Genomic DNA, 11,859 nt, shown 5'->3' with positions numbered 1-11,859 from the left:
TAAAAGAATAACCCTGCCACTGACAGAGTTATTATAAAATGTTCAGATTTTATTAAAGGACTTAAAATTCATCACCTGTGTCTGTACCCGTATCATCTGCACTTGCTTCCTGGTCATCAACGCCCTCCTCTCCTTCTTCACCAAATCCTTCAGCACCCTTGGTCAGGTCATACTTTTCTTCTACATCGGCAAAGCGTTCACCAAGCAGACTTTTGGTTCCATACTGACTGGGTGCAATACCTTCCTTGCGTACCATGGCAGGATAAGTAAGCTTGGGATTCTCTTCCTTTGATACATTGATCAATTCAATCAGGAAGGTCCACCCTTTTGTGAAATCATAAGTATAGATAAAACGCTGGTTGGTATCTTTTATTTCTGAACCAATGGTTGTCTCCTTCATTAATAAGGGAGCAGCCCGGTATTGTTTGTCATAAGGTTCAAGGGTGATCTCTCTTCCCCGCTGCCACTGGTCATTGCTGCGGTAGAATGTTGCCTGGTGTTTAGAATCGAATTCAAAAGCTTTTAGAATAGCTTCATGCAGGTTTAAAAAACTCTGTTTATGCCTGATAGCAATATCCCGGTATACGCTGTCGTCTTCTTCAAAATATACTCTGAATTTCAGTATAGCCATAGTGTGATTTCACATTCAATAAACCCCAAATATAGCCAAAACGGCTTATTTAACCGGAACTAAACCACACTCGGCACCCTTCTGCAACATGAATTGATAGGCCTTTTCATATTCATTGGGTATTTCGCCATCAAGTATAGCATCCTTAATGGCATCCTTAATGATACCAACAGGTTTTGAAGGGGAAATGCCGAAAGTTTCCATAATGATCTCACCAGTAATAGGTGGTTGCCATTGCCGTATATGATCCTTTTCCTCCACTTCCTTGCATCGCTTGCGCACCATTTCAAAATTCTCAATGTATCTCTTCACCTTGACCTTATTCTTTGAAGTAATATCACTGTTGCACAGGATCATCAGGTCTTCTATTTCTTCACCTGCATCGAAAAGCAGGCGACGTACTGCGGAGTCGGTAATATTTTCTTTGGTTAAAGAGATAGGACGCAGGTGCAACTCTACCAGCTTTTTGACGTATTTCATGGGTTCGCCTAAGGGAAGCTTCAGTTTATTAAAGATCTTAGGCACCATCCTGCCCCCTACCACTTCATGCCCGTGGAAGGTCCAACCAAAGCCATCTTCAAACCGCTTGGTGGCAGGTTTGGCTATATCATGCAAGATAGCAGCCCAACGCAACCAGAGGTTGTCAGATTTCTCTGCTACATTATCCAGTACCTGCAGTGTATGGTAAAAATTATCTTTATGCCCCTTGCCTTCTATAAATTCAGCTCCTGCCAATTCTACCATTTGTGGGAATATCATGGACAACAGGTTGCTTTCCATTAATAATTTAAATCCTATGGATGGCTTAGGCGTCATGATGATCTTGTTCAGTTCATCAGTGATGCGCTCCTGGGAAACAATGCTGATGCGTTCCGCATTTTTCTTAATGGCATGGAAGGTCTCAGGATAAATACGGAAATGTAATTGTGTGGCAAAGCGAATTGCCCTCATCATCCGCAAGGGATCATCACTGAAGGTTTGAGCAGGATCCATTGGCGTACGTATCAAACCCTGCTTCATATCCTCCAAGCCATGAAAAGGATCGATCAGCGTACCAAAATTGTCCTGGTTCAGGCTTATGGCTAAAGCATTGATGGTAAAATCCCTACGGTTCTGATCCTCTTCCAGTGTACCTGCTTCTACATCAGGTTTGCGTGAATGGGAACGGTAGCTTTCCCGCCGGGCGCCTACAAACTCCAGGTCAAAGCCATCAGGCATTTTAAATTGTGCCGTACCAAAATTTTTAAAATAGGAAACTTTAGGAAGTGGTTTGAAAAGAGAAGCTGCTACCCTGGCCAGTTCCAATCCATCGCCGGCACAGACAAAATCTGCATCCTTAGTTGGCCGGTCAAGGATCTTGTCCCGTACAAATCCGCCAATTAAATAACAGGGATAGTTCAAGGCCGCCGCGGCCTGTGCCACCTTTTTTAATATCTCCAATTCTTTATCACTGCATTGAATATCCATCGGCGCAAAGATATTGTAATGGGTAATTGGTGGAACAATAGACTAGTTGTAAGGCTGGGAATTGAAAGTTGACGTGTTGAAATGTTGAAAGGTTGAAAGGTTGAAAAGTTGAAAGGTTGATTAGAAAGATGGATCGGTTAGTATATTAATCTATTGAAACAAACTAGCTACCCTTATCAATATTACGGGTCCAAATCTTTTCCTCATTCCCGGATCACATTAAATTCACCATTTCCCATCCATTTGATAATGCGGGAAGGTTGGGTGGGCCTGGTATCCTTCTGTCTCCAATCAACAATATAATCAACGGCAGTTTTTATCTCCGGGGCAATATCATTGAAAGATTGTGGTGATGACTGACCACTAATGTTAGCCGAAGTCGAAACAACGGGATGGCGTAAACGCTTTATCAAATGCCGGCAAAACTCATCCTGTACCAGGCGTATGGCTATGGACCCATCCTCTGCCACCAGGTTATCGGGCAGCCCAATGGCATGATCAAAAATGATGGTGGTGGGCCTGGTTTGTTCTTGAATGAAGTCAAAAACCTGTGGATCGGGGGCCGCCACATACTGCATTAATTCCCTTTCATCTGCAACCAGTATGATCATGCTTTTGGAATCATCCCGCTTTTTAATATTATAGATCCTTTTTACAGCTTCGGAATTCGTGGCATCACATCCCAATCCCCAGATAGTATCTGTGGGATAAAGGATCACACCACCTTCTTTCATTATGCGAAGGCTTTCTTCAATATCTTTTTCAAATGCTTTAGTCATTTCATCAATTTTTTATACACCCGCATAATTTCATCGGTGCATTTTTCCAGTGTAAAATTTTCTGCCTGGCGGTGGCCAAGGATGATCATTTCCCTACGCAAATCTTCATTATCCTGGATGCGTTTCATGGCACCAGCCATTGATTCAGGATTGGAAGGATCGACATACAATGCTGCTTCGCCTCCTGTTTCCGGAAGACAGGAAACCGAGGAGGTGATCACGGGAACTCCAGACCACATGGCTTCCAATACCGGTATGCCAAAACCTTCAAAACAGGAAGGATAAACAAGGGCCGTGGACAACTGGTAAATAGTAGCCAGTTCTCTCGTGTCTTTACCTATTGGCTGGGTTTCTGAAAGAAAAATGACCTGCGATGACAACCCTTTTTCATGTATATATTCCTTTACCTTTTGCTTATAGGCACGTCCATCTCCTATCACTACCAATGGCAGAGAACTATTACCATTAATATACATTGCCTGGCATATGCCCAGCAAATTTTTTCGTTCAATAATGGAACCCACATACAGGAAAAACTGCTGCGGCAGGTTATATCGCTTCCTGGTACGTTGCTTTTCTGATTCTGCGATGACCTCGGCAAAAACAGGATCGCAACTTTGATAACATACATCAATCTTTTCTTCGCTTATGCCATACCAGTCTATAATATCCTGTTTGGTTTGTTGACTGATGGCTATAATGTGGTTGGCATTGCGGCAGGAGTATTGAAACTTGTGGCGGTATATCAGCACATTGATCTTTCCAAATTGTTCCGGGTATCTTTCAAAGATAAGGTCATGAATAGTAACCACAGATCGTATAGCGGTATGCTGAATGCCGTGTGGTATCTCATGGCTTAAGCCATGGTATAACTGAATACCCAATTGCTCCAGGTCTTTCTTAACCCAACTACTTCGCCAGGCGGAAGAAAAGGTTTTATTGATCAATCCTGCAGGCAATACTTCATGAACTTGCGGGAATACCGGTTTGGAAAATTTTCGTGAAGGTTTTGGATTGAACAGGTAATACTCGTGTTCGGGGTACCAGGTTGCCAGGCCCCTGATGAGGGTGCGGCTATAATTTCCCAGCCCCGTGGTATTGTGGAAAGCTCTCTTTCCGTCAAAGCCAATTTTCATTCCTGTTTATTAGAAGGTTGTAATGAGCAATTACTCCAGTTCAGTTAAGTTTGCAAAAAAATTTCGATGAAGTTAAGAGAGTCTATTGAACAAGCATGGCAAAAGCGTGAAATGCTGACTTACCAGGCCATACAGGATGACATAAGGGCGGTGATAGAAGAAGTGGACAAAGGAAGGTTACGCGTGGCGGAGCCAACTGAGAATGGCTGGAAGGTGAATGAGTGGGTGAAGCAGGCCATCCTCTTATATTTTGGCATCCAGCCGATGCAGACATGGAGTATGGAGCCATTTGAGTTTTACGATAAGATGCTGTTGAAAAAGAATTACAAGGAACTGGGTGTCAGGGCTGTGCCTCATGCCGTGGCCCGTTATGGTGCCTATGTGGCCAGGAATGTGGTGTTGATGCCTTCCTATGTAAATATTGGCGCTTACGTGGATGAAGGAACAATGGTGGATACCTGGGCGACTGTAGGCAGTTGTGCGCAGATAGGTAAAGGTGTGCACCTGAGTGGTGGTGTAGGCATTGGTGGTGTGCTGGAGCCTTTGCAGGCTTCTCCCGTGATCATTGAAGATGGTTGTTTCATTGGCAGCAGGTGTATTGTTGTAGAAGGTGTTCGCGTGGAGAAGGAAGCTGTGCTGGGTGCCAATGTAGTATTGACGCAGTCGACAAAGATCATTGATGTCAGCGGCAGTGAGCCCGTAGAAACAAAAGGTGTGGTGCCTGCACGCAGCGTGGTGATACCAGGAAGTTATAATAAAAAATTCCCCGCCGGAGAATACAATGTGAGTTGTGCACTGATCATTGGCAAAAGAAAAGAAAGCACCGATCTGAAAACGAGCCTCAATGATGCTTTAAGAGATTTTAATGTAGCTGTTTAATAATTGGCCCCGCAGCAGCGGGGTTTTTTATGTATGGATAAAGATGGAAACCTGCCCGCAGGGTTTATTGGAATATTGGTAGCCTTTTTTGGTGCGATTCTATTTTCCACCAAAGCGATCATAGTAAAGCTGGCATTTGCAGATGTAAAGGTTGATGCACTGACGCTGCTTACCCTGCGCATGGTGTTCTCCTTACCTTTTTACCTTCTGGCTGCTATCCTTATTACAAAAAACCCGGAAAATGTGCAATTGTCACGAAAGGAATGGATGTATACAATTGGTCTTGGTTTATTTGGTTATTACCTGAGCAGTCTTTTTGATTTTATAGGGTTGCAATATATATCTGCCGGACTGGAGAGGCTTATTTTATTCCTGTATCCATCGTTTGCCGTTTTGATCAATGCTTTTGTATTCAAGGAGCCTATCCGGCGTAATGAAGGAGCAGCACTTGTGCTTACCTATATCGGAATTGGAATAGCCTATTATGGTGAGCTGAATGTAGATACTTCTAACCCTCATTTCTTCCTCGGAACGTTATTGGTTTTTCTTTGCTCCATTACCTATTCAGTATATATAGCCGGAAGCGGCAAAATGATCCCAAGGATAGGCGCCAATAAATTTACTTCCTATGCACTTTTGTCTTCAACGGCTGGTGTGTTTGTTCATTACCTGGTCCGTGGGCAATATGATTTATTGCAGTCAGGTATGAGCTTATGGTGGTATGGTATTGCACTGGCTTTAATAGCTACCGTGATACCAACTTATATGTTATCCTATGCTATGAAAAAGGTTGGGTCAACCAAGGTGGCCATTATATCCAGCATAGGACCGGTATCAACCATATTACAAGCTCATTATTTTTTGGGCGAGAAAATATTCCTGTTACAGATCATAGGTACTCTTTTGGTATTAGCTGGTGTATTATTATTGGTTGTAAAAACGAAAAAAGTGGAGGTGGTTTGATGTTGGATTAGGCAGGAAAGCTATATTTGCACTCCCCTGCCCGGGTGGCGAAATTGGTAGACGCACCGTCTTCAGGTGGCGGCGCCGCGAGGTGTGCTGGTTCGAATCCAGTCCCGGGCACAAAGACCCCGTCTCACGCAGTGAGATGGGGCTTTTTATTTGGGACTGGCGCGGGCTTGTCCGCAGGCAGGAACAAATAAAAAGCCCCGAGGCCGACGAAGGAGGCCGAGGTCTTTGGGTAAGACCACATATTCCTGGATCATGAAATAATCCAATAAAAAGAGAGGGCTTTTATGTTTGGGAGTGGAGAAAGCATGCATTGACAAAATTGAGCTTGAAATAATTTGCTGCATGCTTTCAAACTACGGACAAACAGAAAAGCCCAGCGAAACGAAGTGGCGCGAAGGCCTTGGGTAAGACCAACTATTTTGGATCATGAAATATTTCTGAGGCTTGAATTAAAAAAGTACCTGGGCGATTGCTTGACTATAGTTTTATCTTTTTTAGGGGACAACTAATTAAATTTAAAACAACCAACCTGGAACTTGTGGTCTATCATGTGTGAAGTTCAAATTAGCCATTTCTTTACTCTCTTATAAGACATACTTCTATCTTTACCTTTTTCTCGATAGACTAATCTTCCCCTATCTACTTCAACACTTAAACGGATAATTTCAGGTCCCAAAAGATAAGATCGCATTCATGGCTTCGAATACATAGCGGACAGTCTAGGAAGAATAGAACGATTAAATGATTCGGCTAAGAAAGCTTTATTTAGAACGATATCTATTCTTCTAGAACGTAGTTTTTCTAATCTTGCTTGATAATTATGTTTCGGCACTTTAAAAGTTTTAAATGTTTTAATACTATTGTTACTTAAAACGTATAAATTTTTATAAACTCCATTTTGTCTTAAAACGTTTAACAAAAATTGGTTCGGTGCAAATACAACGAGCTTGTAAATTTTTTTCTTCATCTTCTTTTAAGAAATTATGTAATGGCATAAGCAGGTTTATTTTCGTTAACGGCTCAATTTTATTTAAACGCAATTGCGCCGATTCTATAATGATTTCTGCGGCAGCTAATATACCAGCCAAAAACGACTCATGGGCCAGTGGCACCTCTAGATCCTGATGGCCACTGGCACTACTAGATCTTATGATCCGTTCCCCACAAATACCTTCAGAGTAAAACACCTGCACAGGTTTACCAATTAAAGAACGCAATTGATCTACAGGAATGCTTAGACTTTTGGCTACCATGAAAATAAACCCTTCATCTACCATAATAGAATTGGCAATATAGTTTCGGACTAATTCTTCGGGAAGTTTAAGGGATTCAGCGATTTTTACAGACTCACTTTTTTGCTTTTGTTTAGGAATATATAAACAGGCAAGACAAACATTTTCAGCAAAGTTGAAATGACGGGATACACCAATGTCCTGCTGAGAAGTCCAGGCATTAATAATTTTTTTAGGCAGCGTACTTTGAATTAACAGGCGTTGCTCTTTAGAATCCAGAGCTACTGCCATAAGCTCTAAGTCATTTGGTCGCAGAGTAGCAATTATTTCCTGCCATTTATTTAAAAAAGGATTAACAGTAAGATTCGGAAAACGAGTAAACATTTTTTCAAGCTCCACTACTTTGCTTTTGCGTACATGTTCTTGTTCCATTAATGCATAGCGCTGTAAATTAGTAAGGCTTACTTCTTGGTCATCGATTAGATTGAGAAAGCCTTTGAGTGTTGGTAACTGAAGCAAGCACCACAGAATTGAGTTACCAATAGCACCTGTGCCTACCAAGGTAAAACCTAAGGTTATATCAGCGGGCAGCGCGGGCTCCTCTTTATTTATTGCATTGATTTGTTGGGAAAACACTGAAAAGCAGACCTCCCTATCCAAGGAGGGGTGACCAAGCTCCTCAGCAAAAAGGAAGCGAAAGATATTAGCGGCTGCTATACAAACCGAAGCTGCTGCGCCAAAGGGGTTTTGGGTATCGGCACAATTCATTGATGATTGAGTTGAAAAGGTGGCTTTCCAACCAGAAGACCCTGTAAAAAAACATTGTCCTCCAACTTGCCGGTCATCAACAGAGCCAATTACGAGGGTAATATCAGGCGCTTCGACTTCATTTACGTTAAGAACCGGATTGATGCGAAAGGATGTGGCTTTGAGCTCTTTTGTAATAGTACTGCCATACCCGTCTGATGAATGGTCAACAAACTGAATATTTGGATAAAGACGGGCTAAAATGCGTACCGCCAGATCGAGCGCAAACTTTCCTTCATTAGTCTGTACCGCATTGTCGCTATAAACAATTGCTAGGCGGGTAGCTAGTAACTTATTTTCAAAGGAACTGCGATCGTAATTTTTAATACGCTGGGCAGCTCCAAGGCTTATTTTATCAAAGAAATTGGCTAGGGCCATTACTGGGTAATTTTAAGTAAATGATTGATCTGCTCTTTCGTCAATTCAGTCCATCCACTTTCCGGTTGGAGACGGAAAATGGCACTCCCTTCAAAGCTCTGATCACTATTTCCAAAATCAGGTACGACTAATGATAGGCCACCAAAAGTGGTAATAATAGCCATATCATCATCAGCTTTTGAGTGATAAGCTTCTGTAGGATGAGAATGTACCTGCGCTATCAGGATGCGTTTGTTTCCATAGAGCCAGTCCCAAAGACGCCCTAGCTCCGCTCCAGATACATAAAAAGAAACACCAAATCTACTCCTGTGAAGCTCTTGGGCCGGATAAATAAGATTGGTTACAATAAATTCTTTTCCCTTCTTGCTGCCAGCAAGTAATGCCAGTCGTTCATACCCTTTACTACCGGTGACTTGAAATTCTTTATAGATGGCATCAACAAACTCCTGTGGTATAAATACAGTCTTTATATGCATTAAGCCGATCGGTTCACTGTTCATTTAAGTTGGGTATTGATTTATGCCAAGGTTAATGTTCGGCATTTGAAAATTAAATTGAAATAGATAGGAGTTGATAGCGCTCGTTCCATAAAGCTGCAGATTATCTAATAAAAAGCATAAAGAGCCCTCCCCGCCATTTTTTCTATATAAAAACCAGGAGTCTCCGTTATGAAATGTATGCTTGTGGTATTCGCGCACACCTGGTATACAAAAAAAAGGAACTTGATCGCTCTGTGCTTGAAGTAATGCCTGCGGCGCCGGTCCATTAATATTTCTAAAAAACCTTGTCTGCATTTGGGTGAAGAGGACGTGTTGTAGGGTAACAGGATGCACGAACCGTACAGAAAGAGGTTCTACATCATAATTGATAAAATTGATACAGACTGCAAAGACAATCGGTACTGGATTCAGAGAAGGAGCAGTAAAGGCAAAATAAAGATTAGGGTACGCTTCTTCTAAAAGCAGTACCCCTTTACTACGGTATTCTTCTTTAAGCTGTCGAAACCGTTCTAATTCTTCTGTGAATTTTTGTTGAGTCACTACCGGATCTACAAATTGTGTATCACTCATAACCGGCTATTATAAGCTATAATTTCCACCACCTCCGGCAGTTAAAGAGAGCACCAGGGTAACACCTTCTTGAATGGCGTAATCGCTTACCTTATTTTTTAGGTCTAGCACAGTTCCACCGAGTTTTAATTGCAGCCTGTCTTTATCAACACTATTATTTTCAGTGGCTTTAATGGCCTGTTCCAGCAAGGCGTTAATGGATTCATTTTGATTGATGGTCACCTGCACCGTCTCGCTTTGATAGCGGATATTGACCGTGATTTGATTTGGATGGCCGCTACCACCACCATTGCCAGAATTAGAAACACCTTGATCTGGAGCATTGTTGTGTACATGTTCATTCATGCTTTTAAAATTTTAATTTGTGATATTATTTTTTTATATAATAGCAAATAAATATCTTGCTACATCAGTAATACGCGGAAGCGTGACAGGCCAAAAGTGTCACGCTTTGTAGTATAATATTTAGACCATTGATTGATCAGGCCCCGTATAAAGTGCTATCAGATGTAGATTTATTTGTTGCTTTGTGTAACGAACCAGGTGACGATCGGTGCTTTACTGAGTTTGTAAAGCGCTTCCTACCCGATGTAAAACAGGAATGTAAGCGTAAGTGCCAAATCAAAAAGCTGGATCTGCACATTGGACAGGAAATTGCGCATAAAACCCTAGAAAATGCCCGTAGATCGGGAACCTTTAAAGAGCGAAAAGACGTTAAGGATCCCAAAAAAGCCATCCTAGTCTATCTATATCAAATAGCCACAAACTTATTCCGTGACCACCACCGCAAAAAAGTACGCGATCATCATCTACAAACTGTCCACCGAAGGACATACTTTGAGGATCTTATTGAAACGGACCAGTTTGAGCAGAATCCCGAAAAACTTCAAAATATAAAAGAAAATGCCGAATACATATTTAGCCAATTGAACAAAAAAGAACAAGCTGTGGTTCTGAAAGATCTGGAGTACAAAAAACATTACTGCTATTTACCTGATGAGGTTACCGAGGAACTGTCTGAGGATTTGGGTGTTCAAAAGGCAACTATTCGAAAAATAAGAGAACGTGCAATTTCAAAAATTAAAAAAGCCATAAATGAAATCTACCAATAATGAAAGTAGTCCTTTCTCAATGGAAGATTTTGAGAAAGGACTAATGTTAGCAGGCTTAATTTCTCCAAGTACAGTGGAAGAATTAAAACAGCGTGAGATATTGGAGGAGTATCAAAAAAAACAAAAAGCGGAGAAAAGTGCTGAATATTTTAAACGGGCCGTGCTTGCCGCGAAAATTGCGTCAGACCTACATGCACAGCCTACTTTTGGACGTGTAAAATTTCAAAAACTAGTATATCTATGTGAACATGTGGCTAACCTCCATACTCTGCACCGATATGAGAAATTTGCAGCAGGCCCCTTTGATAATAAATTCATGCATTCCATAGAAAAAGAGTTTCAAAAACAAAAATGGTTTCGAGTAGAAAAAGAAAAGAAAGATTCTATATACCGTTCAACTTATATCCCTCTGGAGGGATGTGAAAAGTACAAGCCTTATTACCAAAGATACTTTGATCAAACAGCTCATTCAATTCAATACGTTATTGATTTATTTAAGGATAAGAAAACTGATTTTACTGAAATAGCTGCCACCCTTGCAGCCTGTTATTTTGAAATCTTGGAGAAGAGTGAACCTTTTTCTGAAGAATTGCTTTTTTCTAAATTCTATGCTTGGTCCAAAGAAAAAGGAAGGTTTGTGCAACAAAATGTTTCATTAGTATGGCAGTGGATTAAAGATAAAAATATTATTATTATTGAAGTTCAATAATTGTAAATTTCATTTGACACACTTCTTACAATAAAAATTGAACCTCAGCAAGTAAGGGATCCAGTCCTAGGCGTGCCACATCTTGAAGGTGTATGCTTTCACCACTGCCAAATAAAAAACTATTCTAACTAAATTATTCCATGATCCAAAATACTTGGTCTTACCCAAAGAGAACGGCCTCCTTAGTCAGCTAAAAGCCTAACTGTTTAGGATCAATTTAATAATCTGAGGAATGAATTAAAAAAAGTCTGGGCAGATGCTTGTCAATGGTTTTATTATTCAGGAAACAATACAATGGATGCCATAGCTGGCTTGGATGCTGGTCAATGACAATAAATCCTTTATTCAATTTTCCTTTCAAAAGAAACATAGATATTGTGAAATGTGAGATTATGAGAAAATATTGGATTAGAAGAGATGAGGAAACATCCCGAAATAATTGCATTTTACAAAAGGCAGAGTCACCTACCCTTTACTCCATTCTACTTACATAACTCCTCCCTATTTCAACCATAGCTATGGCATGGATACTCCGTGCTTGCACGGAGTATCCATGCCTAGAACAGGGGGTTGGTATGCCGCTGCCATAAAGTTAGTAGCCTTGATAACCAATCTTTTAAAGGTGCTCTTAGCTAGGATTGTGGTAAAAACCCCTTGGAACACTTGCATAAATGCATGATTATTTTA

Annotated in this window: 12 protein-coding genes and 1 tRNA gene; 5 read left to right on the top strand and 8 right to left on the bottom strand. The window is 41.1% G+C overall.

Features of this window, described 5'->3' with window-relative positions; genetic code table 11:
• Positions 1-61: 61 nt before the first annotated feature.
• From BUA53_RS12360 to BUA53_RS12345, 4 genes are all read right to left on the bottom strand, one after another.
• Positions 62-631 carry an IS1096 element passenger TnpR family protein gene (locus BUA53_RS12360; RefSeq protein ID WP_072835697.1) on the bottom strand — a complete coding sequence of 190 codons (570 nt, stop codon included), beginning with the start codon at positions 629-631 and terminating at the stop codon, positions 62-64.
• Positions 632-676: 45 nt separating this feature from the next.
• Positions 677-2,098, bottom strand: coding sequence for a CCA tRNA nucleotidyltransferase (locus tag BUA53_RS12355; RefSeq protein ID WP_072835696.1), 1,422 nt, complete (start codon positions 2,096-2,098; stop codon positions 677-679).
• Positions 2,099-2,301: 203 nt separating this feature from the next.
• Positions 2,302-2,877, bottom strand: coding sequence for an L-threonylcarbamoyladenylate synthase (locus tag BUA53_RS12350; RefSeq protein WP_072835695.1), 576 nt, complete (start codon positions 2,875-2,877; stop codon positions 2,302-2,304).
• The gene (locus BUA53_RS12345; protein ID WP_072835694.1) at positions 2,874-4,013 is read right to left on the bottom strand and encodes a glycosyltransferase family 4 protein; all 1,140 of its coding nucleotides are present in this window, start codon (positions 4,011-4,013) and stop codon (positions 2,874-2,876) included. Before BUA53_RS12345 ends, BUA53_RS12350 begins: the two co-directional genes overlap by 4 nt.
• Before the next feature lie 66 nt (positions 4,014-4,079).
• Between BUA53_RS12345 and BUA53_RS12340 the strand changes: the two genes are divergently transcribed.
• The 3 genes from BUA53_RS12340 (at position 4,080) to BUA53_RS12330 (ending at position 5,975) form a co-directional block, all read left to right on the top strand.
• The gene (locus BUA53_RS12340) at positions 4,080-4,892 is read left to right on the top strand and encodes a 2,3,4,5-tetrahydropyridine-2,6-dicarboxylate N-succinyltransferase (protein WP_072835693.1); all 813 of its coding nucleotides are present in this window, start codon (positions 4,080-4,082) and stop codon (positions 4,890-4,892) included.
• A gap of 33 nt (positions 4,893-4,925) precedes the next feature.
• On the top strand, positions 4,926-5,855 hold the full coding sequence (locus tag BUA53_RS12335; RefSeq protein ID WP_072835692.1) for a DMT family transporter: 930 nt from the start codon (positions 4,926-4,928) through the stop codon (positions 5,853-5,855).
• Between the two features lie 38 nt (positions 5,856-5,893).
• Positions 5,894-5,975: transfer RNA gene (locus BUA53_RS12330), tRNA-Leu, on the top strand.
• A 773-nt stretch (positions 5,976-6,748) separates the two neighbouring features.
• Here BUA53_RS12330 and BUA53_RS12325 read toward each other — a convergent pair.
• From BUA53_RS12325 to BUA53_RS12310, 4 genes are read right to left on the bottom strand one after another with little or no spacing between them, the layout of a single operon-like run.
• Entirely contained in the window at positions 6,749-8,281 is a 1,533-nt protein-coding gene (locus BUA53_RS12325; RefSeq protein ID WP_072835691.1) for an E2 ligase fold family C protein, read from the bottom strand.
• Entirely contained in the window at positions 8,281-8,781 is a 501-nt protein-coding gene (locus tag BUA53_RS12320) for an MPN domain-containing protein (RefSeq protein ID WP_139256422.1), read from the bottom strand. The genes BUA53_RS12325 and BUA53_RS12320 overlap by 1 nt, the downstream gene beginning before the upstream one ends.
• Positions 8,782-9,351 carry a putative metal-binding protein gene (locus BUA53_RS12315; RefSeq protein WP_072835690.1) on the bottom strand — a complete coding sequence of 190 codons (570 nt, stop codon included), beginning with the start codon at positions 9,349-9,351 and terminating at the stop codon, positions 8,782-8,784.
• Between the two features lie 9 nt (positions 9,352-9,360).
• Positions 9,361-9,696 (bottom strand): DUF2604 domain-containing protein, encoded by a 336-nt coding sequence (locus tag BUA53_RS12310; RefSeq protein WP_072835689.1) that lies wholly within the window; start codon positions 9,694-9,696, stop codon positions 9,361-9,363.
• Between the two features lie 128 nt (positions 9,697-9,824).
• Here BUA53_RS12310 and BUA53_RS12305 point away from each other — a divergent pair, with 128 nt between their 5' ends.
• Both BUA53_RS12305 and BUA53_RS12300 read left to right on the top strand, forming a co-directional pair.
• Positions 9,825-10,463 carry an RNA polymerase sigma factor gene (locus BUA53_RS12305; RefSeq protein ID WP_072835688.1) on the top strand — a complete coding sequence of 213 codons (639 nt, stop codon included), beginning with the start codon at positions 9,825-9,827 and terminating at the stop codon, positions 10,461-10,463.
• A complete protein-coding gene (locus BUA53_RS12300) occupies positions 10,447-11,172 on the top strand; it encodes a hypothetical protein (RefSeq protein ID WP_072835687.1) in 726 nt (241 codons plus the stop codon). Before BUA53_RS12305 ends, BUA53_RS12300 begins: the two co-directional genes overlap by 17 nt.
• Positions 11,173-11,859 lie beyond the last annotated feature (687 nt).

The sequence above is a fragment of the Flavisolibacter ginsengisoli DSM 18119 genome (assembly GCF_900129295.1).
GTDB classification, from domain to species: Bacteria; Bacteroidota; Bacteroidia; order Chitinophagales; family Chitinophagaceae; genus Flavisolibacter; species Flavisolibacter ginsengisoli.
This window is presented reverse-complemented; position numbering and strand designations above follow the sequence as displayed.